Here is a 24,833-nt window from a genome sequence, read left to right as displayed (position 1 = left end):
GCCCTTCGCTCTTCGTCAGTTGTCGTCGTCTGAGGACGCCGGGGGGGCGTCCTCGGGCTCGGCCACGGCCACCCGCGCCGGGCGCAGCAGCCGGTCACCCATGCGGTAACCCAGCTGCAACACCTCGATCGCGGTGGGCTCGGTCACGTCCGGTGAGTAGCTGTGCATCAGCGCCTCGTGGACGGTCGGGTCGAAGGGGTCGCCCTTCTGGCCGAACGCGGAGAGCCCGAGCTTGGTGAGCGTCGCCTCCAGTGACTCTGCCACCTTCGCGAAGCCCCCGTTGAGCTCACCGTGGTCGCGAGCCCGTCCGATGTCGTCGAGCACCGGAAGGAGCTCCATCAACGCGCCCGCGACGGCCTGCTCGCGGACCGCGATCCGGTCGCGCTCGACCCGCTTGCGGTAGTTGGTGTATTCGGCCTGGAGGCGCTGGAGATCGGCGGTCCGCTCGGTGAGCTGTGCCTTCAGCTCGCCGTCCTGGGCCGTGGCCTCAGGAGCGGCGGGCTGCTCGGCCTTGCCATCTGCGGGCACGCGCACCTTTCCCGTCTCAGGGTCGATCTTGCGGTTGTCGCGGATCACCGGCTCCTCGTGCCCGTTTTCGCGCGGCAGCATCACTTGTCCTTCTTCGCCTGGTCGTCGTCCACGATCTCGGCCTCGACCACGTCGTCGTCGGCCTTGTCCTGGGTCTGCTGGCCCTGCGCGGCGTCCTGCGGAGCGCCCTCGCCGCCCGCGCCCTGGCTCTGGGCGTAGATCGCGGAACCCATCTTCTGGCTGACCGTGGCGAGCTTCTCCGCGGAGGTGCGGATGAGGTCGGTGTCGGTGCCGTCGAGAGCCTTCTTCAGCTCGCTCAGCGCGTCGTTGACCTCGGTCTTGATCTCGCCCGGAACCTTGTCGTCGTTCTCGCGGAGGAACTTCTCCGTCTGGTAGGCGAGCCCGTCCGCGTTGTTGCGGACCTCGGCCTCCTCGCGGCGCTTCTTGTCCTCCTCGGCGTAGGACTCGGCCTCGCGCATCATCCGCTCGATGTCGTCCTTCGGCAGCGCGGAGCCGCCGGTGATCGTCATCGTCTGCTCCTTGCCCGTGCCCAGGTCCTTGGCGGAGACGTTGACGATGCCGTTGGCGTCGATGTCGAAGGTGACCTCGATCTGCGGGATGCCGCGCGGCGCCGGGGCGATGCCGGTCAGCTCGAACGTGGCGAGCTTCTTGTTGTAGGACGCGATCTCGCGCTCGCCCTGGTAGACCTGGATCTGCACCGACGGCTGGTTGTCCTCGGCCGTGGTGAAGACCTCGGAGCGCTTGGTCGGGATCGTCGTGTTGCGCTCGATGATCTTGGTGAAGATGCCGCCCTTGGTCTCGATGCCGAGCGACAGCGGGGTCACGTCGAGCAGCAGGACGTCCTTGACCTCGCCCTTGAGCACGCCCGCCTGCAGCGCGGCGCCGATGGCGACGACCTCGTCGGGGTTGACGCCCTTGTTGGGCTCCTTGCCCCCGGTCAGCTCCTTGACCAGCTCGGTGACGGCGGGCATGCGGGTCGAGCCGCCGACGAGCACCACGTGGGCGATGTCGGAGAGCTTGATGCCGGCGTCCTTGATGACCTGGTGGAACGGGCCCTTGGTCCGCTCGAGCAGGTCGGCCGTCAGCCGCTGGAACTCGGCGCGCGTCAGCTTCTCGTCGAGGTGCAGCGGGCCCTCGGCCGAAGCCGTGATGTAGGGCAGGTTGATGCTGGTCTCGGACTGGCTGGACAGCTCGATCTTGGCCTTCTCCGCCGCCTCACGCAGGCGCTGGAGGGCCATCTTGTCCTTGGACAGGTCGACGCCGTGGGCGTTCTTGAACCGGGTGACCAGCTCGTCGACGACCCGCTGGTCCCAGTCGTCACCACCGAGGTGGTTGTCGCCGGAGGTGGCCTTGACCTCGACGAAGCCGTGGCCGTCCTCCTGGCCGACGTCGAGCAGGGACACGTCGAAGGTGCCGCCGCCGAGGTCGAAGACCAGGATCGTCTGGTCCTGGTCCTTGTCGAGCCCGTAGGCGAGCGCCGCGGCGGTGGGCTCGTTGATGATGCGGAGCACGTTGAGGCCCGCGATCGTGCCGGCCTCCTTGGTGGCCTGCCGCTGGGAGTCGTTGAAGTATGCCGGAACGGTGATCACCGCGTCGGTGATCTTCTCGCCCAGGTAGGCCTCGGCGTCCTGCTTGAGCTTCTGCAGCACGAAGGCGCTGATCTGCTGAGGGGAGAACTTCTTGCCGTCGATCTCCTGGGACCAGTTGGTGCCCATCTCGCGCTTGACGGAGCGGATGGTCCGGTCCACGTTGGTGACGGCCTGGCGCTTGGCGACCTCGCCGACCAGGACCTCGCCGTTCTTCGCGAAGGCGACCACGGACGGCGTGGTCCGCGAGCCCTGCGCGTTCGCGATGACGGTGGGCTCACCGCCCTCGAGGATCGAGACGACGGAGTTGGTCGTCCCAAGGTCGATACCTACCGCACGTGCCATGAGTACGTCCTTGTAGTCAAAGTTGAGTCGGTCAGACTCAACCTACGAATGCCTGGAAGGTTTGTCAAACGACTTGAGCCTACTCGACTCAAGCTAACTGACGCGCCACGCATTCCCGGCCTCACGCACACGAAAACCCCCGGCGACCCCGGCACGGACGCCGTGCCGGGGTCGCCGGGGGTTTCGCCCGGTCAGCTCAGGATCTGCCGCCGTCCACGAGCTTGCGCGCGCCGAGCGGCTTCCTGAGCTTGACGGTCGTGGTCTTCTCGATCGCGATCATGATGCAGGAGACGTCCTTCGCCTGCGGCGCCGTCCCCTCGTACAGGGTGATCGTGACCCGCTTGCGGGTCTCCTTGACCTTCACCCGGTCGAGCACGGTGCAGGGGGCCACACCCGACGTCCAGACCAGCTGGATCTGGCGGCCCTTCGAGACGCGTTTGGCCTTGGTCCAAGGAACCTTGCGGGTGTTGATCGCGTCGCCGATCGGCTTGACCGGCTCGGGGCCCTTGGGGACGGAGGTGGTGGGGGTCGTGGACACGGCCGAGGCCGACACCGGCGTGTCCGGAGCGGAGGCCGAGGTCCGCCCGTCGGACGACGCCGTGCCGCAGCCCGTCGCGAGCACCAGACACCCGGCCAGAAGAGTCGCTGTCATCGTGCGCATACCCATACGACGGACGGGGGCGTCCACAGGTTCATCGGACAGACCGGACGGGGTCGTCCACAGGTTCGTCCGACAGACCGGACGGGGTCGTCCACAGGTTCGTCCGACAGACCAGCGGTCGCCGCCCCGGTGAAGTTAGGGTTGGACCCGTGCTCCGTCAGGCCCTGCTGGCCGTCTCCAGAAGCGAGCGCGCCGAGCGCCTCGTGTCCACCTCGCCGCTGACCAAGGACGTGGTCAGGCGCTACGTCGCCGACGACGTCGGCGCGGTCGTGTCCGAGCTGACCCGCGAGGGCCTGCTCGTCTCGGTCGACCACCTGGGCGAGGAGGTGACCGACAGGGCGCAGGCGGAGGGCGCGGTCCACGCCTACCTCGACCTGCTCGGCCGGATACCCGAGGGCGCCGACGTGTCGGTCAAGCTGACCGCGCTGGGCCTGCGGCTGAGCGAGCAGACCGCGCTCGACAACGCGGCCACCATCTGCGAGCGGGCCGCCCTCCGGGGCATCACGGTCACGCTCGACGCCGAGGAGCACGACACCATCCCGGGGCTGCACTCCGTGCACGCGATGCTGCGCAAGGAGCACCCGGGCGTGGGCGTCGTGGCGCAGGCCTACCTGCCCGACGCGCACGAGCGCTGCGCGCGGCTCGCCGAGCTCGACGGCGCCCGGGTGCGCCTCTGCAAGGGCGCCTACACCGCGCCGGGGGCCTACACGTCCACGTCCGACATCGACCGCTCGTTCGTACGCTGCCTCAGGGAGCTGATGGCCGGCGCCGCCTACCCGATGGTCGCCACGCACGATCCGCGCCTGGTGGAGATCGCCTCGACGCTGGCCGCGCTCCACGGGCGCGACCCGTCGTCCTACGAGCACCAGATGCTCTACGGCGTACGTCCCGACGAGCAGCGACGGCTGGCGGCGCTGGGCTGCCGGATGCGGGTCTACGTGCCCTACGGCTCCGACTGGTACCCCTACCTCATGCGCCGCCTCGCCGAACGGCCCCGCAACCTGGCCTTCTTCCTGCGGTCGCTGCTGGGCAGGCGTTGAGCGGTCGGTAGGCTGCTGGCGTGATTGCGATTCTGGGCACCGGCAAGATGGGTGAGGCCCTGCTGTCCGGGCTGCTGCGCGCCGGGCTCGCGCCGGGCGACGTCCTGGCCACCACCCGCAGGCCCGAGCGGGCGCAGGCGCTTCGCGAGTCCTACGGCGTGCGCACCGTCACCAACGCCGAGGCCGCCAAGGCCGCCGACACGCTGATCCTGGCCGTCAAGCCGCAGGACATGGCGACGCTGCTGGCCGAGATCGCCCCCTACGTGCCCGCCGACCGCCTGGTGATCACCGCCGCGGCCGGCATCACCACGTCCTTCGTCGAGCAGCGGCTAGGTGTCGAGGTGCCCGTGGTCAGGGTCATGTCCAACACGCCGATCCGCTTCGACGAGGCGATGAGCGTCATCTCGGCGGGCGCCCACGCGGACGAGGAGCACCTCAGGCACACCGAGGACCTGCTCAAGCCGGTCGGCAAGGTGCTGCGCATCCCCGAGTCGCAGCAGGACGCCGCCACCGCCCTGTCGGGCAGCGGCCCCGCCTACTTCTTCTACCTGGTCGAGGCCATGGTCGACGCGGGCATCCTGCTCGGCATGCCGCGAGCCGCCGCGCTCGACATGGTCACCCAGTCCATCGTGGGCGCGGCCGTGATGCTGCGCGACTCGGGCGAGCACCCGGTGATCCTGCGCGAGGCCGTCACCTCGCCCGGCGGCACCACGATCGCGGCCATCGCCGAGCTCGAACGGCACAGCGTGCGCGCCGCCTTCCTGGCCGCCATCGAGGCCGCCCGCGACCGGGGCCGCGAGCTCGCCTCCGGCTGACCCCCGAAAAGGGCCGGAAGCACCCGCGCGCAGGGAGGACGGCTCGATCCCGTCATCGCCCTGCGCACCGGGTGACGGCCCATCGTCACGCGTCCCGCCGCCGCATGAGGACGGCCGCCGCGACCAGGGTGACCGCGATCCAGGCCAGGTAGACGCCGAACCCGCTCCACGGGCCCAGCGGATTGCTCTCCACCGGCATCGCGATCTGCAGCCCGGCGTTGGAGGTGAAGTGGTTGTGCACGGCCGTGCCCCACTCGCCGGGCAGGACGTTGGTCAGCTGCGGCAGCACGAGGATGAGGGCGATGGCCGCCACGATCGCGCCGGGCGTGTGCCGTACGAGCGCGCCGAGCGCCAGCCCGAACAGGCCGGACGCCGTCAGGTAGAGGCCGGTGCCGGCGACCGTCCGCAACGTGCCCGGCTCGCCGAGCGCGGGCCCGTCGAGGATCGCCTGCGCGATGAGGAAGGTGGCGAACGACGAGGCCAGGCAAGCCACCAGCGCCACCACGGTGAAGACGATGATCTTGCCGGACAGCAGCCGCAGCCGCCTGGGCACGGCCATCAGCGAGGTGCGGATGGCGCCGGTCCGATACTCGCTGGAGACGACCAGCACGCCCAGCGTGGCGATGGCCAGCGAGGCGAACGTCACCCCGGCCATGCTGACCCGCGTGGCCTCCGCGTCGTTCACCGGACCGTCGGCGGAGCCGGCCACCGCGAGCGCCAGCAGGACACCGATGGCCAGCATCAGCAGCGCCGTGCTCGCGAGGGTCCAGACGGTGGAGCGGACCGAGCGCATCTTGGTCCACTCGGAGGCGAGGATCTCCATCATGACGAGAACTCCAGACTGTCCTTGGTGAGCTCCATGTAGGCGGCTTCGAGCGAGGGCTGGACGAAGGTCAGCTCCTCCAGCGGCAGCCCCGCCCGCGCGGTGATCGTGCCGATCTCCAGGGGGGTCATCCCGGTCACGCGCAGGTGGCCGTCGTGCGGCTCCCCGATCTCGATCAGCTTCGCCACCTCGTCCAGGCGGGGCGAGCGCACCCGTACGTAGCCCTGCGAGCTACGCCCGATGAACTCCGCCACGCCGGTGTCGGCGATCAGCCTGCCGCGGCCGATCACCACCAGGTGGTCGGCGGTCTGCGCCATCTCGCTCATCAGGTGACTGGAGACGAAGACCGTGCGGCCCTCGGCGGCCAGCTCGCGCATGAGCGTGCGGATCCACAGGATGCCCTCGGGGTCGAGCCCGTTGACCGGCTCGTCGAAGAGCAGGATCTCCGGGTCGCCGAGCAGCGCGGCGGCGATCCCGAGGCGCTGCGACATGCCGAGCGAGAAGCCGCCGATCCGCCGTCTCGCCACCTCGCTCAGCCCGACCAGCGCCAGCACCTCCTCGACCCGGCTCGCGGGGATGCCGTTGCTCTGGGCGATGGCCAGCAGGTGGTTGCGGGCGCTCCGGCCGCCGTGCACGGCCCTGGCGTCCAGCAGCGCGCCGACCTTGCGCAACGGGTGGCGCAGCTCCTGGTACGGCAGCCCGTCGACGAGCACCGAGCCGTCCGAGGGCCGGTCGAGGCCGAGGATCATGCGCATGGTGGTGGACTTGCCGGCGCCGTTGGGTCCGAGGAACCCGGTCACCTGGCCGGGTTGGACGTCGAAGGACAGGTCCGACACGGCGACGGTCCGCCCGTAGCGTTTGGTCAGGCTCGTTGCCCGGATCGTGGTCATGACTCCAGCGTGACCGAGGTGGCCGCCGATCTCGTCGTGCTGGAGAACCGTTCCGGCGGCGTGTCCCTGGGACCTTGGTCCTACTCTCCAGGAGTGATCAGGCCCGCCTCGTAGGCGATGATCACGGCCTGTGCCCGGTCCCTCACGTCGATCTTGGCGAACAGGTTGGTCACGTGGTTCTTCACGGTGGACGACGACACGCCCAGCTCGCCGGCGATCTCGCCGTTGGACCTGCCGCGGGCGATCAGCTCCAGGATCTCCCGCTCGCGCTCGGTCAGCGCGGCCAGCCCGGCCGGGGGCGTGGGGGGCGTCGACCGGCGCTGCCGCGAGGCGCGGACGAACGTGCCGATCAGGCGGGTCAGCAGGCGGGGCGCGACGGCCGACTCGCCCCGGTGCACCACCCGGACGCCCTCGACCAGCTCCTCCGGCGAGATGTCCTTGGGCAGGAACCCGCCGGCTCCGGCCCGGAGCGCCGCGACCACGTTCTCGTCCAGGTCGAACGTGCTCAGCGCCAGCACCCGGACGCCGGGCAGCTCGGCGGTGATCAGCTCGGTCGCCCGCACTCCGTCGAGGCCGGGCATGTGCAGGTCCATCACCACCACGTCGGGTCGCAGCCGTCTGCTCAGCTCGACCGCCTCGGCGCCGTCGCCGGCCTCGCCGACCACGCTCAGGTCAGGCTGGGCGTCGAGCATCAGCCTGAACCCCATACGCACCAGCGCGTGGTCGTCCACCAGCAGAACCGTGATCATGACTGCTCCAGAGGGATGAGGGCGTGCACCCGGAAGCCGCCACCGGGACGCGGCCCCGTCCGCAGCTCTCCACCGCACAGCGCCACCCGCTCGGCCATGCCGCTGAGCCCGAACCCCGGCGCGCCGCCCGGCGGCACCGCGACCCCGTCGTCGACCACCTCCACCTCGACCGCCGCCTCCTGGTAGGTCAGCAGGACACTGGCCCGCGCGCCCGAGGCGTGCCTGCGGGTGTTGGTCAGCGCCTCCTGGACGATGCGGTAGACGGCGTGGTCGACGGCCGTGGGCAGGGGGGCGACCTCGCCGGTCACGGTCAGGCTGGTGGGCAGCCCGGCCGTCATGGCCTCCTTGACCAGTGCCGACAGCCGGGCGGCGCCGACCCCGGTCGCGGCGTCGGCGTTGTCGCCGTCGTCGGCCCTGAGCACGTGCAGCAACTGCCGCATCTCGGCCAGCGCCTGGCGGGCCGTCCCCTCGGCGCCGGTCAGGGCCTCACGGGTGACCTCGTGACCTGGCGGGAGCGTGGCCCGGGCGCCGCCGACCAGGGCGTTGATCACGCTGAGGTGGTGGGCCACGACGTCGTGCAGCTCCCTGGCGATGCGCCGCCGCTCGGCGCGGACCGCGTTGTCGGCCGTCTCCCGCCGCTCCCGTTCCCGGAGCTCGGCACGGACCCTGACGAACTGTCCCAGGCCGACGAACACCAGGACGTAGACCACGGCCGGCACCACCGCTCCCGGCCCCGGGGCGGTCAGCTGGGACGCCGCGCCGTACGCCACGGTGGCGGCCCCCGCGGTGAGCGCCGCTTTCCGGCCCGTGGTGTAGCGGCCCACGCTGTAGAGGGCGATCGCACCGGGCAGGCTGTTGGACGTGACGACGCCGAAGCCGAGGCCGAGGATGTCGAGCGTGATGACGACGGCCGCGACGTGGACCGGCCTGCTCCGCCGCAGCAGCAGGGGGAGCGAGGTGATCATGAAGAGCGCCGCGCCCATGGCGACGTCCAGGTGATCCTGGAGCAGCACCGAGATCATCCCGACGCACGCGCCGCCGGCCAGCACGACGACCAGCGCGGTGTCGAAGACGCGGGGGCGCATGAGGAAACGCCATGCGGCCGTGACCCGACGCACCAAGCGCATGAGCCGACCCTACGCGGAAAAGCGGCCGGATTTCGCTGAGGTTACCGGCCTTCCCGTGTGGACGGCGGCAGTTGACGCTGCGGTAACGTCGCCCTGTGGGCGAGTGACGGGAGCACGCATGAGTCGGACGGCACGGGTCATCTGGGACGATGCCCTGACCGCGTACAACTTCGGGCCCAGCCATCCGCTCGCTCCCGTCAGGGTGGAGCTGACGATGGCGCTGGCGCGCGAGCTGGGCGTCCTCGACAAGGTCGAGCTGGCCGGCTGCGTGCCCGCGAGCGACGACGAGTTGGCCATGGTGCACAAGCGCGGCTACATCGAGGCGGTCAAGGGGGTCTCCGCGACGGGCGCTCCCGACCTGTCGGCGGGGCTCGGCACCACCGACAACCCGGCGTTCGCCGGGGTGCACGAGGTGTCCGCGTTGATCGCCGGCGCCTCGCTGGCCGCCGCCCGCGCGGTCTGGGAGGGCACGGCCGAGCACGCGGTCAACGTGGCCGGCGGCCTGCACCACGCGATGCCGTCCGCGGCCAGTGGGTTCTGCGTCTACAACGATCCGGCGCTGGCCATCGCCTGGCTGCTCGCCCAGGGCGTGAGCCGAGTCGCCTACGTCGACGTCGACGTGCACCACGGCGACGGCGTGCAGGCGATGTTCTACGACGATCCGCGGGTGCTGACGATCAGCCTGCACGAGAGCCCGCGCACGCTGTTCCCCGGCACCGGGTTCCCGTCGGAGACCGGCGCCGACGGCTCGGCGGTCAACGTGGCGCTCCCGGCGGGCTGCGGCGACACGGGCTGGCTGCGGGCCTTCGACGCGGTGGTGCCGCCGCTGCTCCGTGAGTTCCGGCCGGAGATCCTGGTGACCCAGCACGGCTGCGACAGCCACGCGCTCGACCCGCTGGCCAACCTGATGCTCAGCCTCGACGCCCAGCGTGCGTCCTACGCCGCGCTGCACCGGCTGGCCCACGAGACGGCGGGCGGGCGCTGGATCGTGACCGGCGGCGGTGGTTACGAGCTCGTCCAGGTGGTGCCGCGGGCCTGGACCCACCTGATCGCCGAGGTCGCCGGGCATCCTCTCGACCCGGCCACGCCGACCGGCCAGGCCTGGCGGACCATGGCCAGGGAACGTACGGGCGAGTTGCCGCCGCTGACGATGACCGATGGCCGCAGTCCGGAATTTCGTGACCTTTCCCATGGTTATGACCCTGCGGACCCCATAGACCGTGCGATCATGGCGACCCGGAACGCGGTCTTCCCGTTGCACGGCCTCGACCCGATGCCCTAGCGAGGAAAGCTGTGCTGAGCCGCGACCAACTCCGCGAGCACCTGATCCGAACCCGCATCGCCGGTGAGGTCGCGACCCCCCGGGAGAACAACCTCGACCACTACAGCTCGCTGGCCAACGATGACCCCTACTACATGCTGGGCCTGACGTTCGACCAGCCGTGGTCCTTCCGCGACATCCTCGCCACGATGGCCAAGTCCGCCGGCGTGATCGCCGATCCCGGTCACCGCTGGGGCCAGGACACCATTGACCCGGAGCGGACGATCGACGCGCTCGACGCCATGGCCGACCGCATCGCGGCCGCCCTGTCGCGCGATCAGCCCAAGCTGTTGTTCGCCACCGGCCACCCCACCGGCCTGCTGGCCATCCACCAGCCGCTGGCCAGGTTCGCCGCCGCCCACGGAGCCACGCTGCTGACGCCCGCCGAGGGCTGGGTCTACTCCGGGTCGGGCTACGGCCGCCACCGCCGGATCCGCTACCTCGACGACGTCGCGATGCTCGACGACAAGGGTGGGTTCGTGCACACGCACGACTCGGCCCCGATGGAGCGGATGCTGAGCGAGCTCGGCGACCTGGCGCCCGACCTCGTGATCGCCGACCACGGGTGGGCGGGTGCGGCGGGTGAGGCAGGAGTGCCCACGGTGGGCTTCGCCGACAGCAACGATCCGGGGCTCTTCCTGGGCGAGGCGGAGGGCAAGCTGGACGTCGTCGTCCCGCTCGACGACAACGTGCTACCCCGTTATTACGAGCCACTGACCGACCGTCTGGTCACACGCGTCTCACGAGCCCTTCGCGTCTAATTCGGTCCTCCCGATACCGTCTTTTCGCGCCTGCATTCCAAGAGGCTCGCAGTCCCTTTGCCAACTTTTGATGGGGCCTGGGCGACTCTTATGTGTGACATGTTGGACAGTTCCAACGTGCCGGCGAGGTGCTCGGCCATGCTGCTGGCCAGCGATTTCGTTGGTCCGGCTGACAGGTGGCTCCGCCAACTGAGAAACTAGGGGGTTTGCGCACTCGGAGTCCCGACTTACGCTGACGGCAGTACACGTGCGTGAGCAATGGCACCAGTGGGGATAACCCGGAAACACGTGCGGAAGAGGCGTCCGATGGCTGCAGGCGAAAGACCTCTCAGCGAGGTGAAGTTCCTGACTGTGGCGGAAGTGGCCACGGTCATGCGGGTCTCGAAGATGACCGTGTACCGGCTGGTGCACTCTGGCGAGCTGCCGGCGATCCGAGTAGGCCGGTCGTTCAGGGTGCCTGAGCAGGCGGTCCACGACTATCTCCGGGAGGCCTACATCGAGGCAGGTTGATGCAGGAGTAGCGGCGTGGACCGTACGCCGTGAATACCGTCGCGGGAGAGGTCCGGCCGGCGCGACGCGGCCGGGCTCTCACCCCAAGGGGCGATCTACCACCGATCGCCGGTAGTCTGTGACGCGGTGTGCGCTCGCACATCGTTTTCAGCCTTGCTACCAGTACCTGGGGGTCCCGTGGGCTCTGTGATCAAGAAGCGCCGTAAGCGGATGGCCAAGAAGAAGCACCGCAAGCTGCTCAAGAAGACGCGCATCCAGCGGCGCAACAAGAAGTAACAAGACGCAGCTGTGAGGCGCTGATGACCCACACCGTGCTGGTCACCGGGGTCTCGCGCCACATTGGCGCCCGGGTGGCGAGTGTTCTCGCGGCGGACCCGGACGTCAGCCGCGTCATAGGAGTCGACACCGTGCCGCCGCCCTCGCTGACGCGAGCTGGCGGCGTCTCTCTGGGCCGGACGGAGTTCGTCCGGGTGGATCTCCGCAGCCCCGACATCGCCGAGGTGATCGCGGTCGCGGACATCGACACCGTTGTGCACATGAGCCTGGTGAGCGCCCCGTCCCGGGGCACCGGCCGGGCGGTGATGAAAGAGCACAACGTCATCGGAACCATGCAGCTGCTCGGCGCCTGCCAGCGGTCGGCGACCGTGCGGCGCGTGGTGGTGCGCTCGACCACCGCGGTCTACGGCTCGTCGCCGCGCAACCCGGCGGTGCTCACCGAGGACATGGAGCCGCACGACGGCCCCGTCCACGGCTACGCCAAGGACGCGGCCGAGGTCGAGGGCTACGTGCGCGGTTTCGCGCGCCGCCGTCCCGACGTGGCCGTGTCACTGCTGCGTTTCGCCAACTTCATGGGGCCCGGCGTTGACTCGCCGCTCACCCGCTACTTCACCCAGCCGGTGCTGTCGACCGTGTTCGGCTTCGACCCTCGGCTGCAGTTCGTCCACGAGGACGACGCGGTCGAGGTGTTCCGGCGGATGGCGAAGGAGGACCACCCCGGCACGTTCAACGTGGCCGGGGCCGGCGTGCTGCTCCTGTCGCAGTGCGCGCGCCGGGCCGGGCGGCCGTCGCTGCCGCTGTTCTCGCCGGTCTTCCACGCGCTCGGCGACGTCGTACGCCGGGCAGGGCTGGTCGACTACTCGCCCGAGCAGGTGCGGCTGATGAGCCACGGCCGCGCGGTCGACTCCAGCAGGCTGGAGTCCGAGCTGGGCTGGAAACCCAAGTTCACGACCGGCGCGGCCTTCGACGACTTCCTGCGTTCGCGCGGGCTGCATCCGTTCGGAGGTGCTCGGTGAGTGTTCCCGGCCACGAGGCGCGGGTGATCCCGATCAGCGCGGCGCCCTCCTACGGCGAGCCCGACCCCATGGCCAAGGCACTGGCCTTCCTCCGCAGGCGGATCAGCGGCGACTACGAGGTCGACGAGTTCGGCTACGACGCCGAGCTCACCGACAAGGTGCTGCTGGAGCTGATCCGGCCGCTCTACCACCACTGGTTCAGGGTCGAGACGTCCGAGCTGAAGCACGTGCCCGAGGAGGGTGGCGCGCTCATCGCGGCCAACCACTCCGGCACCCTGCCGGTCGACGCGCTGATGATGCAGGTGGCGCTGCACGACGAGGTGGGCCGGCCGCTCCGGCTGCTCGGCGCCGACCTCGTCTACCAGCTTCCCGTCCTCGCCCATCTGGCGCGCAAGAGCGGCCACACGCTGGCCTGCCCCGAGGACGCCGACCGGCTGCTGCGCAAGGGCGAGTTGGTCGGAGTGTTCCCCGAGGGCTTCAAGGGCGTGGGCAAGCCGTTCTCCGAGCGCTACAGGCTGCAGCGGTTCGGCAGGGGCGGGTTCGTGGCGTCGGCCATCCGCGCGGGCGCGCCGATCGTGCCCGCCGCCATCGTGGGAGCCGAGGAGATCTACCCCAAGATCGGTGATCTGCCGTTCCTGGCCAGGCTGCTCGGGCTGCCCTACGTGCCGATCACGCCGTTCTTCCCGCTGCTCGGGCCGCTCGGGCTGGTGCCGCTGCCGTCGAAGTGGCTGATCGAGTTCGGTGAGCCGATCCGCACCGACGGTTACGATCCGTCGGACGCCGACGATCCCATGCTGGTGTTCAACCTCACCGACCACGTCCGCGAGGTCATCCAGCAGATGCTCAGCGAGCTGCGGCTGCGCCGCGGGCACGCGTTCCCGCCCTTCCTCTGAGCCGCTGAGGGCGGCTCCCTCTGGTGTGAACCCGTTCGGCGGGCTGTGGCGAGACATGCGTGACCGACTTCCCCACAGAAGGGCGGAGATGATCACACAACCCGCCACCAGGGACGCGGACGCCGACCTCGTCAGCGCCTCCTGGACCCAGCCGGAGGCGTTCGCCGAGCTGTTCGACCGCTACTCCGCCATGCTCTACCGGTACGTCTCCAAGCGGCTCGGCCCCGAGCCCGCCGAGGATCTCGTCGGCGAGACGTTCCTGGTCGCCTTCTCCCGTCGCAGGAGCTACGACCTGGCCTACACCGACGCCCGGCCGTGGCTCTTCGGCATCCTCACCAAGCTCATGTCCCGCCACCACCGCACCGAGGCGGCCCGTTACCGCGCGCTGCTGCGGGCGCCGGTCGACGGGCACGTGGAGTCGCCGGCCGACCGGGTGGCGGCCGGGGTGACCGCGCGGGCCGCGCGCCCCGACCTGGTCAGCGCGCTCGCGGCGCTTCCGGCCAGGGACCGTGACGTGCTCCTGCTGATCGCCTGGGGCGATCTGACGTACGAGGAGGTCGCGCGGGCGCTCGGCATCCCGGTCGGGACCGTGCGCTCCCGCCTCAACAGGGGCAGGCGGAAGGTACGCGCGGCGCTCGGCGACAGCAACCCGATGATCGAGGAGGAGTGACGATGGACGACCTGCGGTTGCTCCGCGATCTCGGCGGAGAGCTGGAACACGAGCCACCCGCGACGCTCGTCAGGCAGCGTGAGCGCATGCTGAGCGCCGGGTCGCGGTTCCGGCCGGCTCGCCGCTGGACGGGCCGCTGGACGGGCCGATGGACGGGCTGGTGGGCGGCCGGGCTCGTCGCCGTCGCCACCGCCGCCGCGGTCGCGGTGCCGGTCGTGCTGGTCGGTGACCGCCACACGGCCGCGCCTCCGGCGGGTGCGCGCGTCGTGGACGTGTCGGGGGCGCTCAACGTGCTGCTGATCGGCTCGGACACCCGCGAAGGCGCCGGCAACGAGGTGTACGGCCCGCGCATGGCCAGGGACAAGGTGGGCAAGCGGTCGGACACGATCGTGCTCCTCCACCTGCCCGCCGACAGGAGGCGGGCGACCGCGGTCAGCGTGCCGCGCGACTCGATCGTGCGCATCCCCCGCTGTTCCGGCCGGCCGGCCAGAACCGACCTGATCAACACCGCGTACGACCAGGGCGGGTCCGCCTGCCTCGGCGCGACGCTGGAACAGCTCACCGGTCTGACCATCGACCACTCGGTGGAGGTGGACTTCACCGGGTTCAAGGCCATGGTGGACGCGCTCGGGGGTGTGGAGGTCAGGCTGCCGACGGCCGTGAACGACAAGGCGTCGAAGCTCGTCCTGCCGGCCGGCAGGAGCCTGGTGAACGGCGAGCAGGCCCTCGGCTTCGTCCGGCTGCGGCGCTACGGCGACGGCTCCGACATCCAACGCGTCAAGCGGCAGCAGCAGCTCATGCTGGCGATGCTGAAGAAGGCGCAGAGTCAGGCGGCCGAGCCCGCCAAGCTCAAGGAGTTTCTCGGCGCGGTGTCCAGGTCCGTACGGACCGATCTGGACCCGCAGTCGATGTACGAGCTGGCCAGGAGCCTGTCGAAGGCCAAGGTGAGCTTCCGCACCGTGCCCTGGACCCGCCATCCCGACGACCGCAACCGGATCGAGTGGGCGCAGCCGGAGGCGAGCCGGCTCTTCGAGAGCCTGAAGTAGCCGTCCGTCGTCCGCGGCGCTGCGTGGCGCGGTGTCACTGGACCGAGCGGTAGTGCCTGCGCAGCGCCACGCCCGCGGCGACCCCGCCGGCCACGGCGCCCAGACCGGCGGCGATCGGCAGCGCGGTCAGGGTCGCCTTCCGGCCGGTGCGGAAGTCCTTGATCGGCCAGCGCTGCTCCTTGGCGTACTCGCGCAGCTCGCTGTCGGGGTTGATGGCCACCGCGTGGCCCACCAGCGAGAGCATGGGCAGGTCGTTGGCCGAGTCGCTGTAGGCGGTGCAGCGGGTGAGGTCGAGGCCCTCGCGGCGGGCCAGCGCCCGCACCGCCTCGGCCTTGGCCGGACCGTGGAGCAGGTCACCGACCAGCCGCCCGGTGTAGACGCCGTCGGAGCTCTCGGCCACGGTGCCGAGCGCCCCGGTCAGGCCGAGCCGCTGGGCGATGACCCTGGCCAGCTCGACCGGCGTGGCGGTGACCAGCCAGACCCGCTGGCCCGCGTCGAGGTGGCTCTGCGCGAGGGCTCGGGTGCCGCCCCAGATGCGGTCGGCCATCACCTCGTCGTAGATATCCTCGCCCAGCCGTACGACGTCGTCGACCTTGGCGCCGGCGACGAACGCCAGCGCGGTCTCGCGGGCGACCGCGATGTGGTCGGGATTCTCGTTGCCGCGCAGCCGGAACGCCGCCTGGCCGACGGCGAACTTGAACAGGTCGGACGTGGTGAACATGCCGCGCGTGGCGAGACCTCTGGCGAAGTGGTAGATGGAGGCGCCGCGCATCATCGTGTTGTCGACGTCGAAGAAGGCCGCCGCCTGCAGGTCGGGCTCGGCGGGTGGCGCCGTCACAGCCGCCGCCGCCGCGGCCTCGCCGGCGATCTTCGCCTCTGCCTGGTGCCGTCGTCGCATGAGCCGCCACATGTGCGTCAGCTTACCCAGAAGGGGCGACGAGACCTTCGATGTAATCGAGGTATCCCGTGGCCTGGTCCTGGTTGACCTCGTTCAGCTGATCGAGCATCGGCTCGACCATGTCGCGCTGGTCCTTGGCGAAGGAGTCGAGCTTGGAGGAGCGTGGTTCGGCCCGCTTCAGCCTGCTGATGCCCGAGCGTGTCGACTGCTCCATGTCCTTGAGCGTTTCAGAGACCAGCGGCCCCTCGCCCGAGGAGCCGAGGAGCTCGGCGACCTCGGCGGCGCGGTTCCGGGCCGAGTGGAGCTCGCGCTCGGCCCGTTCGACGTCGTCGGTGCTGAGCCGGACCAGTGTGCTCTCCGCGGCGCGCTTGAGCGGGTACAGCGTGTCGCCCGGCACCGCCTGGTAGGTGGCGAAGGCCGACAGCATCATCCCGGCGGCCAGCCCCAGCGTGGCCACCTGGGAGAACCAGGAGATCCGCCGGGGCGGTCGCCGGTGGCCGCGCCGCGCGCCGCGCGGCGCCGGCTCGGCGGGCGGAGGGGCCGTCAGGAGGTCGCGCCGGAGCCGGGCGCGGAAACCGGCCTCCGGCCCGCCGCCCAAGGGGAGCCTCCGCAGCTCCGTGAGGTGATCCACAACCCGTTCGCGCGATCTGCGCGACCTACCCATGACCGCTCCCTGACGCCCCCGGCTAATGATCCTGACGTGACACCTGCCTAACGACGGGATGCGGTGCGAGGTTACGCGAGGTCGTGACGGAGAGCCCTCGCGAGTGCACGGATCGCACGGAACTGCAGCGCTTTGATGGCTCCACTCTTCTTCCCCATGATCAGTGCCGTCTCCGCCAGCGACAGTCCGTGCAGGAAACGCAGCACCACGCATTCCTGTTGTTCCGGATTGAGATCTCTGACCGCCCGCAGGACCCGGTCGTTGATGATCGCGGTCACCACCGCGTTCTCCGGGATGTGCGGCCCGTCGAGCGGGACGTCGATCACCTCGCCCGTCGGGATCTCCAACCGGTAGCGCCCGGACTTGAAATGGTCGGTCACCAGGTTGCGCGCGATGGTCACCAGCCAGGCGCCGAAATCGCGGCCCTGCCAGGTGAAGTCGGTGATATGGCGTAACGCCCGCAGGAACGTCTCACTCGTGAGGTCCTCCGCGAGCGGATGGGAGCCCACCCGGAAATAGATGTAGCGATAGACCAGATCCACATAGCGGTCATAGAGCGTGCCAAAAGCCTCCGAGTCGCCGGTCTTGGCATGTAACACCAGCGTACGGAGGTCGTCCGGGATCTCTTCCCGCACAGCAGGCTCGGTCGGCCGGGCGGGGCCAGCGACCGCTGGAGTGAGCAGCCCGGCGAACGGCCACGAGTCAGGCATCCGGTATCCCTACGGGTAAGGGGTGCGGCGTGCTCGAACACTCTAGAAATCAACTGGAAATTCCACAATCCGCTTCCCCGAGGCATGACTTGCCGTAATCGGCGGATAGCGTGTGGACCGCCCCCGTTCCCTCTTCGGCTACCGGCTGGGAGGCATAGTCCGGCAGCATTGGAGTCACCATGGAGATCCTCGTTGCTGTCATCGCCTTCGCCGGTGCCCTCCTGGCCGCGATCGCGGCCGTGGCACTGGGCCGCCGGCTGCGCGACGACCGGGATGGGTGGTTGATCGCCTGGACCGTCGCGGTGGCCGCGCTGGCCGTGTCGCTCGCGGCGATCACGATCGGCCACCTCGTGGGATTCGGGTCGGTCAGCTTCAAGCTCTACCAGCTCACCGGGTCGTTCCTGGCGCCGCTCTGGCTGTCGATCGGCCTCATCCAGTTGCTCGCCGACAAGGTGCCGCCGAAGTTCGCGGGCTGGTTGTTCGGCATCGCCTTCACCATCGTCGTCGGTGTGATCCTGCTGGTCGACCCGGTCCGCAAGAGCGACGAGATGACCAAGGCGCTGCCCACGGCGGCCGGCCACTGGGGGCTCATCCCCGACAAGCTGCTGCTCGGCGCGCACGTCATCATCGCGCTCATTCTGCTGGGCGCCCTGGTGGTCGCGGCGCTGCGGTGGCGCGGCGGCGACGACTACGACACCGACAACCTGCACGCGACGATCGTCGTCGTGCCGTCCGGCCTGGCCCTGCTCGGGGCGATGCGGTTCGCGGTGCCGGGCCTGTTCGCGGCGGCGCTGCTCGTCGTGGTGGCCGCCGCGATCTGGTACTCCGTGCTGCGCCCGCTGGCGCCGTACGAGGACGACGACGAGGACGACGACGAGGTCCCCTCCCGGCACGACGAGCGGGCTCAGGGAGCCCATGGAGCCCAGGGAGCGGGCCGCCGGGCCGCCGCTCCCGTGTCCCAGCCGCGGCTGGATCCGGTCGTCGCGAACGAGATGCCGCCGGCCGTCCAGCCGCGCAGGTCGTCGGGGCTGGGGGACCTGGTGGCGGAGTACCGAGCGGGCGACCGCGAGATCGACTATGCCGCGCGCATGGCGCCGCCACCACCCGAGTCCGGCCCGTCCACCGGCTTCATCATGAACGGCAGGCACGGCGCGCCCGAATACGGCATGCCGGCGACCGGTGCCGTCTATCCCGGGGCCGACATGTTCGCCACGGGCGCCTACACCGCGCAGCCGCAGGCCGCGCAGGCCCCCCAGGCCCCGCAGTCACCTCAGCCGCCGCAGAGCCGTCCACACCCCCAGCCGCAGCCTGTCTCCAGCAAGCCCTCGCCGAGCATCTACGGGATGCTGACCGTCTTCTCGCTCATCGACGGCTCGGGCGAGGCGTTCGACCGGCTGGCCGAGCAGACCGTCGAGGCGGTGCGGAGCGGCGAGCCCGACACGTTGATCTACGCCTGCCACGCGGTCAAGTCGGCGCCTCTGCAGCGCATCGTCTACGAGCTCTACCGCGACGAGGTGGCCTACCGCGACCACCAGCGTCAGCCGCACGTCGAGAGGTTCGTCAACGACCGTCAGGCGTTGGTGCTGGCCACCAACATCATCGAGCTCGACGTCAACGCCGCCAAGGTCGTGCCGCTGCCGACCGCGATGTTCTAGGCCGCCGACTCGCGGGTCGCTCCGGTCCCGGCCGTTCCGGTCTAGGGTTCCCGGTCGCCGAGCGCGGCCCGCAGGCGCTCCTCCGAGACCCGCCAGAAGTCGTGCTGGACGCCGTCCACAAGTGTGACGGGAATCATCTCCCAGTATTTCTCGCGCAGTTCGTCGGAGGAGTCGATGTCGACCTCCTCCCACGGCATGCCCAGCTCTGCCGCCACGCGAGAGATGATCGCGCGGGCGTCGTCACACAAGTGACAGCCGGGTCTGCTGAGCAAGGTGATGCGATGCATGACTCCTCCGTAGCGCCACACTTTGTGCGTCGGTTCACAAAGGGATTAACCTGAAAGAAGGTTCTACCCCATCGCGGTCTCCGACCGCCCGTTCCTCTGGAGCTCCGGCACGTGAAGAGCCCGTCCCACCCCCGTGACCGCGGCATCCCCGAGGCAACGGTCGCCAGGCTCCCGTTGTACCTGAGGGCGCTGCACGGGATGGCCGAGCGCGGCACCGCGACCGTGAGCTCCGAAGATCTCGCGGTGGCCGCCGGAGTCAACTCCGCCAAGCTCCGCAAGGACCTGTCCCATCTCGGCTCGTACGGTACCCGCGGCGTCGGCTACGACGTCGAGTACCTCGTCTACCAGATCTCCCGTGAGCTCGGTCTGACCCAGGACTGGGCCGTGGCCATCGTCGGAGTCGGTAACCTCGGCCGTGCGCTCGCCAACTACGGCGGGTTCGTCTCCAGGGGTTTTCGGGTGGCCGCGCTCATCGATGCCGACCCCGAGGTGGTGGGCGACGACATTGCGGGGTTGAATGTTGAACACATTGACGAACTGGAAGCCGTGATCCAGCGGCGGGGAGTCTCGATCGTGGTCCTGGCCACTCCGGCGGCGGCAGCGCAGAAAGTCTGCGATCGGGTCGTCGCCGTCGGCGTGACCAGCATCCTGAACTTTGCTCCCGTCGTGCTATCTGTGCCTGAGAGCGTCGATGTCCGTAAAGTCGACCTATCAATCGAACTGCAGATCCTTGCGTTCCATGAGCAACGCAAAGCAGGGGGGCCACTGATGGCCGTGGACAGCCAGTGAGCATTCTGGCGATCGGACTCAGCCACCGGACAGCGCCGGTGGCCATGCTGGAGCGTGTGTCGGTGACCGGCGACGCGCTCGTCAAACTCTTGCACGACGTGCAGCAGGACATCTCGGTGGCGGAGACCATGGTGGTCTCGACCTGCAACAGGGTCGAGATCTACGTCGCGGTCGACCGTTTCCACGCTGCCGTCACCGCGCTCAGCGACCTGTTGAGCGTGCACTCGGGCGTGCCCGGTGACGAGCTGAGGCCGCACCTCTACGTGCACTACGAGGACCAGGCGGTCGAGCACCTGTTCTCCATGGTGTGCGGCCTCGACTCGATGGTGGTGGGCGAGGGGCAGATCCTCGGCCAGGTCCGCAGGGCGCTCAAGCTGGCGCAGAAGCATGGCACGGTCGGCGCCTCGCTCAACGAGCTGGTGCAGTCGGCGCTGCGCGTGGGCAAGCGCGCCCACACCGACACCGGCATCGACCAGGCGGGCGCCTCGCTGGTCAGCGCCGGGCTGGCGCTGGCGGGCGAGCTGCCCGGCCGGCGGGCGCTGGTGGTCGGCGCGGGCTCGATGAGCTCGCTGGCCGCCACCACCCTGGCACGGGCGGGCGTGACCGACATCGTCGTGGCCAACCGCACCTTCGACCGCGGGTTGCGACTCGCCCAGTCGGTCGGCGGCCGGGCGGTCGAGTTCGCCGCGGTTCCCCGAGAGCTGGCGGCGGCCGACCTCGTCATCACCTGCATCGGCGCCGGTCGCCACGTGATCACTCCCGACATGCTGTCCCGCGAGGCGTTCCTCCTCGACCTGGCGCTGCCCCACGACATCGACCCCGGCGTACGCACCGTGCCCGGCATCACGCTGGTCGACCTGGAGACGATCCAGGAGTCCGGCATCGGCTCCCACGAGGACGACGCCGTCCAGGCGGTCCGCGAGCTCGTCACCCGGGAGCTCACCGCGTTCCTCGACGCCGGCCGCGCCTCCAGGGTCACCCCGACCGTGGTGGCGCTGCGCGGTAAGGCGGCGGGCGTGGTGGAGGCCGAGCTGGGCCGGTTGCTGATGCGCATGCCCGACCTCGACCGCAAGACCAGAGACGAGGTCACCCAGACCGTGCAGAGAGTCGTCGACAAGCTGCTTCACGAGCCGACCGTGCGTGTCAAACAGCTCGCCACCTCACCCGGAGGCGATCATTATGCGGAAGCGCTGCGCGAGCTGTTCGACCTGGATCCGAAGATGCCCCGAGCCGTGAGGGAGGTGGAGTTGTGACGTTGCGGTTGGGGACCCGGCGCAGCCTCATGGCCACCACCCAGTCCCAGATGGTCGCCGACGCCTACACCGAGCGCACCGGGCGGGACATCGAGCTGGTCGGCATCACCACCTTCGGTGACGTCAGCAAGGCCCACCTGGCGCAGCTGGGGGGCACCGGCGTGTTCGTCAGCGCGCTGCGCGACAAGCTGTTCGAGGGCGAGATCGACTTCGCCGTCCACTCGCTGAAGGACCTGCCGACCAAGCCCGACCCCAGGGTGACCCTGGCGGCGCTGCCCACCCGCCACGACCACCGCGACGCGCTGGTCGGCCCGCTCGCGTTCGCCGACCTGCCCGCCGGGGCCAAGGTCGGCACCGGCTCCCCGCGCCGGGTCGCGATGCTCCGCGCGCTGCGCCCGGACCTCGAGTACGTCCCGATCCGCGGCAACGCGGACACCCGGATCGGCAAGGTAACCTCAGGTGAGCTCGACGCCGTCGTGCTCGCCGCGGCCGGCCTGACCAGGATCGGCCGCACCACCGAGATCGCCCAGATATTCACGGTCGAGGAGCTGACTCCGGCGCCGGGCCAGGGCTCGCTGGCCGTCGAGTGTCTGTCCGGTCGTGATGACCTGATCGATTTTCTCGGTGTGCTCGACGACGCGCGGACCCGCTCCGCGGTGTCGGCCGAGCGCACCATTCTGTCCGCTCTCGAGGCCGGATGTTCGGCGCCCGTGGGTGCGTTCGCCTTCGATGACGGGCAGACTCTCAACCTGACCGCGGTGGTCGTCGCACTCGACGGCCGCCAGGCGGTCCGCAAGTCCGCCGCCGGTTCTCCTTCGGAGGCTGTCGATCTGGCCCGCGTCCTCGCGGCAGAGATGATCGCCGAAGGGGCCGACAGATTGATGGGGGAGCAATCCCATTGAGCTCCGATAGTCCAACCTTCGGATTCGTCGCCTTCGTGGGCGCGGGCCCGGGCGACCCCAACCTCCTCACGCTTCGCGGCGCCGAACTGCTCGGCAAGGCCGACGTGGTCGTGGTCGACGAGGAGCGCTACGGCGCGCTGCTCCGGCACTGCCGCACCGGTGTCGAGGTCGTGTCCGGCGACGTGGTCGGCCACGCCAAGCGGGGCCGGCTCGTCGTACGCGTGTCGGAGGGCGACCCCATGTTGTTCTCCTCGATCACCGAGGAGGTCGCGGCATGTGTCGCGGCGGAGGTGGACTTCGAGATCGTGCCGGGCGTGCCGCCCGCGACCGCCGTGCTCGCCTACGCGGGCATCCCGCCCGCGACGTCCGTGCCCGAGTTCAGGGTGGTCGACGCGGCCCAGGACCAGGACTGGTCCTCGCACGCCGGCTGCCCGGGCACGCTGGTGATCTACAACGGCGTCGCCGAGGCCGTGTCGATCGGCAAGGCGCTGATCGCCGGCGGCAAGCCCGACCACACCCCGGTCGCGGTCAGCAGCGGCGGCACCACCACCGAGCAGTACACCGTGGTCTCCACGCTCGGCAGGCTGCAGGCCGACCTCAAGCACGCCGGCTTCACCGAGCCCGCGCTCATCGTGGTCGGTGATGCCGTGGGGCAGCGCGACAAGCTGTCGTGGTTCGAGACCAAGCCGCTGTTCGGCTGGCGGGTGCTGGTGCCGCGCACCAAGGAGCAGTCCAAGAGCCTCACCGAGCAGCTCATCTCCTACGGCGCGGTGCCCGAGGAGGTGCCGACCATCTCCGTCGAGCCGCCGCGCACCCCGCAGCAGATGGACCGCGCGATCAAGGGCCTGGTCACCGGCCGCTACGAGTGGGTGGCGTTCACCAGCGCCAACGCGGTCAAGGCGGTGCGCGAGAAGTTCGAGGAGTACGGCCTCGACGCCCGCGCCTTCGCCGGGCTCAAGGTCGCGGCCGTGGGCGACGCCACGGCGCGGGCCCTGGTCGAGTTCGGGGTCAAGCCCGACCTGCTGCCTTCGGGCGAGCAGTCGTCCGAGGGCCTGGTGGCCGAGTGGCCGCCGTACGACTCGATGCTCGACCCGATCAACCGGGTGCTGCTTCCTCGTGCCGATATTTCCACTGACACCCTGGTAGCCGGGCTCACCGAGCTAGGCTGGGAGTGCGACGACGTCACGGCCTACCGGACCGTACGCGCCGCACCGCCGCCCGCGCCGATCCGCGAGGCGATCAAGGGAGGCGGGTTCGACGCCGTTCTCTTCACCTCATCGTCGACCGTGCGCAACCTGGTGGGCATCGCGGGCAAACCGCACAACGTCACCGTGATCGCTGTCATCGGGCCCCAGACCGCCAACACGGCGGAAGAGTTCGGGCTGCGCGTCGATGTCATGGCCGACAAACCTTCGGCTTCCGCCCTCGCGGCCGCGCTGGCCGAGTACGGTGCGAAGCAGCGGCAGGCGGCCGTGTCCGCCGGCGACACCCCGCGGCGTCCTTCCCAGAACCGAAGAGGAGCCAGGAGGAGAGCCAAGTGAGTGCCGAGTTTCCTGTCGCCCGTCCCCGCAGGCTGCGTCGCAACGCGGCCATGAGGCGGATGGTGGCCGGCACCAGGCCGCATCCCGCAGATCTGATCCTGCCGATGTTCGTCAAGGAGAACATCGACGAGCCCGCCCCGGTCGCCTCGATGCCCGGTGTGTTCCAGCACACCCGCGACTCGCTGCGCAAGGCCGCCCATGAGGCCGCCGAGGCCGGGGTCGGCGGGCTGATACTGTTCGGGATCCCGGCGGTCAAGGACGCGCGCGGCTCGGCGGGCGACGACCCCGACGGCATTCTGCAGGTGGCCCTGCGCGATGTCAGCGCCGAGGTGGGCGACACCCTGGTGGTGATGGCCGACACCTGCCTCGACGAGTTCACCGACCACGGCCACTGCGGCATCCTCACCGACGCGGGCGACGTCGACAACGACGCGACCCTGGAGCGCTACGCGTCCATCGCCGTCGCCCAGGCCCGGGCCGGCTCCCAGATGGTGGCGCCGAGCGGCATGATGGACGGCCAGGTCGGGGCCATCCGCGCCGCCCTCGACGCCGACGGGTTCGCCGATGTGCCGATCCTCGCCTACTCCGCCAAGTACGCCTCCGCCTTCTACGGGCCGTTCCGCGACGCCGCCGAGTGCGCGCCCCGGTTCGGCGACCGCAGCACCCACCAGCAGGACCCGGCCGGGCCGCTGGAAGAGGCGCTGCGCGAGGTGCGACTCGACCTGGCCGAGGGCGCCGACGCGGTCATGGTCAAGCCCGCGCTCGCCTATCTCGACGTCATCAGGCAGTTCCGTGACACGGTGGACGTGCCGGTCGCGGCCTACCAGGTCAGCGGCGAGTACGCGATGATCGAGGCGGCCGCGGCCAACGGCTGGGTCGACCGCGAGCGCATGATCATGGAATCCATCGTCGCGATCAAGCGGGCCGGCGCCGACCTCATCCTGACCTACTGGGCGACCGAGGTGGCGCGCGCCCTCTAACGAGGGGGTTTCCCGTTAACTCCTGGGGCCTGTGCGTTAGAGTGCGATAACAAGTGCTGGTGTGCCCCGCATGCGC

27 protein-coding genes are annotated in these 24,833 nt (G+C 70.1%); 16 read left to right on the top strand and 11 right to left on the bottom strand.

The genetic code is table 11. The features are described from left to right. Nucleotides 1-15 precede the first annotated feature (15 nt). From grpE to AC5L3X_RS06875, 3 genes are all read right to left on the bottom strand, one after another. Complete coding sequence (grpE, locus tag AC5L3X_RS06885; RefSeq protein WP_189124879.1) at nt 16-609, bottom strand: nucleotide exchange factor GrpE; 594 nt, start codon at nt 607-609, stop codon at nt 16-18. Further along, complete coding sequence (gene dnaK, locus AC5L3X_RS06880; protein WP_494855819.1) at nt 609-2,480, bottom strand: molecular chaperone DnaK; 1,872 nt, start codon at nt 2,478-2,480, stop codon at nt 609-611. Before dnaK ends, grpE begins: the two co-directional genes overlap by 1 nt. Nucleotides 2,481-2,676: 196 nt before the next feature. Further along, nucleotides 2,677-3,132, bottom strand: a complete 456-nt coding sequence (locus AC5L3X_RS06875) for a hypothetical protein (protein ID WP_494855818.1) — start codon at nt 3,130-3,132, stop codon at nt 2,677-2,679. Nucleotides 3,133-3,290: 158 nt separating this feature from the next. Between AC5L3X_RS06875 and AC5L3X_RS06870 the strand changes: the two genes are divergently transcribed. Both AC5L3X_RS06870 and proC read left to right on the top strand, forming a co-directional pair. Further along, entirely contained in the window at nt 3,291-4,181 is an 891-nt protein-coding gene (locus AC5L3X_RS06870) for a proline dehydrogenase family protein (protein ID WP_494855816.1), read from the top strand. A 20-nt stretch (nt 4,182-4,201) separates the two neighbouring features. Beyond that, the gene (gene proC / locus AC5L3X_RS06865; protein WP_189124883.1) at nt 4,202-4,996 is read left to right on the top strand and encodes a pyrroline-5-carboxylate reductase; all 795 of its coding nucleotides are present in this window, start codon (nt 4,202-4,204) and stop codon (nt 4,994-4,996) included. Between the two features lie 85 nt (nt 4,997-5,081). Here the strand turns inward: proC and AC5L3X_RS06860 are convergent, their stop codons facing one another. The 4 genes from AC5L3X_RS06860 to AC5L3X_RS06845 form a co-directional block, all read right to left on the bottom strand. After that, a complete protein-coding gene (locus AC5L3X_RS06860) occupies nt 5,082-5,822 on the bottom strand; it encodes an ABC transporter permease (protein WP_494855815.1) in 741 nt (246 codons plus the stop codon). Next, nucleotides 5,819-6,709: an ABC transporter ATP-binding protein gene (locus AC5L3X_RS06855; protein ID WP_189124885.1), complete on the bottom strand. Its 891-nt coding sequence runs from the start codon at nt 6,707-6,709 to the stop codon at nt 5,819-5,821. Before AC5L3X_RS06855 ends, AC5L3X_RS06860 begins: the two co-directional genes overlap by 4 nt. Nucleotides 6,710-6,789: 80 nt before the next feature. Beyond that, nucleotides 6,790-7,458: a response regulator gene (locus AC5L3X_RS06850; RefSeq protein ID WP_494855813.1), complete on the bottom strand. Its 669-nt coding sequence runs from the start codon at nt 7,456-7,458 to the stop codon at nt 6,790-6,792. After that, nucleotides 7,455-8,585, bottom strand: coding sequence for a sensor histidine kinase (locus AC5L3X_RS06845; protein ID WP_494855811.1), 1,131 nt, complete (start codon nt 8,583-8,585; stop codon nt 7,455-7,457). Before AC5L3X_RS06845 ends, AC5L3X_RS06850 begins: the two co-directional genes overlap by 4 nt. Before the next feature lie 118 nt (nt 8,586-8,703). Here AC5L3X_RS06845 and AC5L3X_RS06840 point away from each other — a divergent pair, with 118 nt between their 5' ends. The 8 genes from AC5L3X_RS06840 to AC5L3X_RS06805 all read left to right on the top strand — a co-directional run bounded on the left by AC5L3X_RS06840 (nt 8,704) and on the right by AC5L3X_RS06805 (nt 15,078). Continuing rightward, nucleotides 8,704-9,867, top strand: a complete 1,164-nt coding sequence (locus AC5L3X_RS06840) for an acetoin utilization protein AcuC (RefSeq protein ID WP_494855810.1) — start codon at nt 8,704-8,706, stop codon at nt 9,865-9,867. Nucleotides 9,868-9,878: 11 nt separating this feature from the next. After that, on the top strand, nt 9,879-10,667 hold the full coding sequence (locus tag AC5L3X_RS06835; protein ID WP_189124889.1) for a phosphatase: 789 nt from the start codon (nt 9,879-9,881) through the stop codon (nt 10,665-10,667). 306 nt (nt 10,668-10,973) lie between these two features. Then, a complete protein-coding gene (locus AC5L3X_RS06830) occupies nt 10,974-11,177 on the top strand; it encodes a helix-turn-helix domain-containing protein (protein WP_043629748.1) in 204 nt (67 codons plus the stop codon). A gap of 177 nt (nt 11,178-11,354) precedes the next feature. Next, nucleotides 11,355-11,453, top strand: a complete 99-nt coding sequence (locus tag AC5L3X_RS06825) for a 30S ribosomal protein bS22 (RefSeq protein ID WP_018654693.1) — start codon at nt 11,355-11,357, stop codon at nt 11,451-11,453. A gap of 23 nt (nt 11,454-11,476) precedes the next feature. Further along, on the top strand, nt 11,477-12,469 hold the full coding sequence (locus AC5L3X_RS06820; protein ID WP_189124890.1) for an NAD-dependent epimerase/dehydratase family protein: 993 nt from the start codon (nt 11,477-11,479) through the stop codon (nt 12,467-12,469). Next, entirely contained in the window at nt 12,466-13,362 is an 897-nt protein-coding gene (locus tag AC5L3X_RS06815; RefSeq protein ID WP_494855805.1) for a lysophospholipid acyltransferase family protein, read from the top strand. Before AC5L3X_RS06820 ends, AC5L3X_RS06815 begins: the two co-directional genes overlap by 4 nt. A gap of 88 nt (nt 13,363-13,450) precedes the next feature. Continuing rightward, entirely contained in the window at nt 13,451-14,032 is a 582-nt protein-coding gene (locus AC5L3X_RS06810) for an RNA polymerase sigma factor (protein WP_494855803.1), read from the top strand. A 2-nt stretch (nt 14,033-14,034) separates the two neighbouring features. Continuing rightward, nucleotides 14,035-15,078, top strand: coding sequence for an LCP family protein (locus AC5L3X_RS06805; RefSeq protein ID WP_494855802.1), 1,044 nt, complete (start codon nt 14,035-14,037; stop codon nt 15,076-15,078). A gap of 34 nt (nt 15,079-15,112) precedes the next feature. On the opposite strand, the gene AC5L3X_RS06800 is transcribed toward AC5L3X_RS06805, so the two are convergent. The 3 genes from AC5L3X_RS06800 to AC5L3X_RS06790 form a co-directional block, all read right to left on the bottom strand. Then, a complete protein-coding gene (locus AC5L3X_RS06800) occupies nt 15,113-15,976 on the bottom strand; it encodes an HAD family hydrolase (protein ID WP_494855800.1) in 864 nt (287 codons plus the stop codon). A 22-nt stretch (nt 15,977-15,998) separates the two neighbouring features. Next, nucleotides 15,999-16,574, bottom strand: a complete 576-nt coding sequence (locus AC5L3X_RS06795) for a DUF5667 domain-containing protein (protein WP_494855799.1) — start codon at nt 16,572-16,574, stop codon at nt 15,999-16,001. Nucleotides 16,575-16,711: 137 nt separating this feature from the next. Continuing rightward, nucleotides 16,712-17,350, bottom strand: a complete 639-nt coding sequence (locus tag AC5L3X_RS06790; protein WP_189124895.1) for a sigma-70 family RNA polymerase sigma factor — start codon at nt 17,348-17,350, stop codon at nt 16,712-16,714. Nucleotides 17,351-17,529: 179 nt separating this feature from the next. On the opposite strand from AC5L3X_RS06790, the gene AC5L3X_RS06785 reads away from it, so the two are divergent. After that, nucleotides 17,530-19,005 (top strand): putative quinol monooxygenase, encoded by a 1,476-nt coding sequence (locus AC5L3X_RS06785; RefSeq protein ID WP_494855798.1) that lies wholly within the window; start codon nt 17,530-17,532, stop codon nt 19,003-19,005. Nucleotides 19,006-19,046: 41 nt separating this feature from the next. Here AC5L3X_RS06785 and AC5L3X_RS06780 read toward each other — a convergent pair whose 3' ends face one another. Next, nucleotides 19,047-19,292, bottom strand: coding sequence for a glutaredoxin family protein (locus AC5L3X_RS06780; protein WP_189124897.1), 246 nt, complete (start codon nt 19,290-19,292; stop codon nt 19,047-19,049). Nucleotides 19,293-19,403: 111 nt separating this feature from the next. Here AC5L3X_RS06780 and AC5L3X_RS06775 point away from each other — a divergent pair, with 111 nt between their 5' ends. Genes AC5L3X_RS06775 through hemB form a run of 5 tightly spaced genes read left to right on the top strand, consistent with a single transcriptional unit; the run spans nt 19,404 to nt 24,757 of the window. Then, nucleotides 19,404-20,081 (top strand): redox-sensing transcriptional repressor Rex, encoded by a 678-nt coding sequence (locus AC5L3X_RS06775; RefSeq protein WP_189124898.1) that lies wholly within the window; start codon nt 19,404-19,406, stop codon nt 20,079-20,081. Further along, nucleotides 20,078-21,334 (top strand): glutamyl-tRNA reductase, encoded by a 1,257-nt coding sequence (locus AC5L3X_RS06770; protein WP_494855797.1) that lies wholly within the window; start codon nt 20,078-20,080, stop codon nt 21,332-21,334. The genes AC5L3X_RS06775 and AC5L3X_RS06770 overlap by 4 nt, the downstream gene beginning before the upstream one ends. Then, nucleotides 21,331-22,236 carry a hydroxymethylbilane synthase gene (gene hemC / locus AC5L3X_RS06765; RefSeq protein WP_494855796.1) on the top strand — a complete coding sequence of 302 codons (906 nt, stop codon included), beginning with the start codon at nt 21,331-21,333 and terminating at the stop codon, nt 22,234-22,236. Before AC5L3X_RS06770 ends, hemC begins: the two co-directional genes overlap by 4 nt. Further along, entirely contained in the window at nt 22,233-23,777 is a 1,545-nt protein-coding gene (locus AC5L3X_RS06760; protein WP_494855794.1) for a bifunctional uroporphyrinogen-III C-methyltransferase/uroporphyrinogen-III synthase, read from the top strand. Before hemC ends, AC5L3X_RS06760 begins: the two co-directional genes overlap by 4 nt. Next, nucleotides 23,774-24,757: a porphobilinogen synthase gene (gene hemB / locus AC5L3X_RS06755; RefSeq protein WP_189124900.1), complete on the top strand. Its 984-nt coding sequence runs from the start codon at nt 23,774-23,776 to the stop codon at nt 24,755-24,757. The genes AC5L3X_RS06760 and hemB overlap by 4 nt, the downstream gene beginning before the upstream one ends. The last annotated feature ends 76 nt before the right edge of the window (nt 24,758-24,833 follow it).

The sequence above is a fragment of the Nonomuraea sp. CX421 genome (assembly GCF_059358955.1).
The sequence above is the reverse complement of the archived record's forward strand: the minus strand, read 5'-3'. Positions and strand labels throughout refer to the sequence as shown.

What these genes read in the sequence shown, in the direction of transcription:
- AC5L3X_RS06780 (WP_189124897.1), bottom strand. Translation starts at nt 19,292, where the DNA reads ATGCATCGCATCACCTTGCTCAGCAGACCCGGCTGTCACTTGTGTGAC.
- AC5L3X_RS06805 (WP_494855802.1), top strand. Translation starts at nt 14,035, where the DNA reads ATGGACGACCTGCGGTTGCTCCGCGATCTCGGCGGAGAGCTGGAACAC.
- AC5L3X_RS06860 (WP_494855815.1), bottom strand. Translation starts at nt 5,822, where the DNA reads ATGATGGAGATCCTCGCCTCCGAGTGGACCAAGATGCGCTCGGTCCGC.
- AC5L3X_RS06840 (WP_494855810.1), top strand. Translation starts at nt 8,704, where the DNA reads ATGAGTCGGACGGCACGGGTCATCTGGGACGATGCCCTGACCGCGTAC.
- AC5L3X_RS06810 (WP_494855803.1), top strand. Translation starts at nt 13,451, where the DNA reads ATGATCACACAACCCGCCACCAGGGACGCGGACGCCGACCTCGTCAGC.
- grpE (WP_189124879.1), bottom strand. Translation starts at nt 609, where the DNA reads ATGCTGCCGCGCGAAAACGGGCACGAGGAGCCGGTGATCCGCGACAAC.
- AC5L3X_RS06830 (WP_043629748.1), top strand. Translation starts at nt 10,974, where the DNA reads ATGGCTGCAGGCGAAAGACCTCTCAGCGAGGTGAAGTTCCTGACTGTG.
- AC5L3X_RS06820 (WP_189124890.1), top strand. Translation starts at nt 11,477, where the DNA reads ATGACCCACACCGTGCTGGTCACCGGGGTCTCGCGCCACATTGGCGCC.
- AC5L3X_RS06785 (WP_494855798.1), top strand. Translation starts at nt 17,530, where the DNA reads ATGGAGATCCTCGTTGCTGTCATCGCCTTCGCCGGTGCCCTCCTGGCC.
- AC5L3X_RS06800 (WP_494855800.1), bottom strand. Translation starts at nt 15,976, where the DNA reads ATGCGACGACGGCACCAGGCAGAGGCGAAGATCGCCGGCGAGGCCGCG.
- AC5L3X_RS06855 (WP_189124885.1), bottom strand. Translation starts at nt 6,709, where the DNA reads ATGACCACGATCCGGGCAACGAGCCTGACCAAACGCTACGGGCGGACC.
- dnaK (WP_494855819.1), bottom strand. Translation starts at nt 2,480, where the DNA reads ATGGCACGTGCGGTAGGTATCGACCTTGGGACGACCAACTCCGTCGTC.
- AC5L3X_RS06875 (WP_494855818.1), bottom strand. Translation starts at nt 3,132, where the DNA reads ATGACAGCGACTCTTCTGGCCGGGTGTCTGGTGCTCGCGACGGGCTGC.
- AC5L3X_RS06845 (WP_494855811.1), bottom strand. Translation starts at nt 8,585, where the DNA reads ATGCGCTTGGTGCGTCGGGTCACGGCCGCATGGCGTTTCCTCATGCGC.
- AC5L3X_RS06850 (WP_494855813.1), bottom strand. Translation starts at nt 7,458, where the DNA reads ATGATCACGGTTCTGCTGGTGGACGACCACGCGCTGGTGCGTATGGGG.
- AC5L3X_RS06790 (WP_189124895.1), bottom strand. Translation starts at nt 17,350, where the DNA reads ATGCCTGACTCGTGGCCGTTCGCCGGGCTGCTCACTCCAGCGGTCGCT.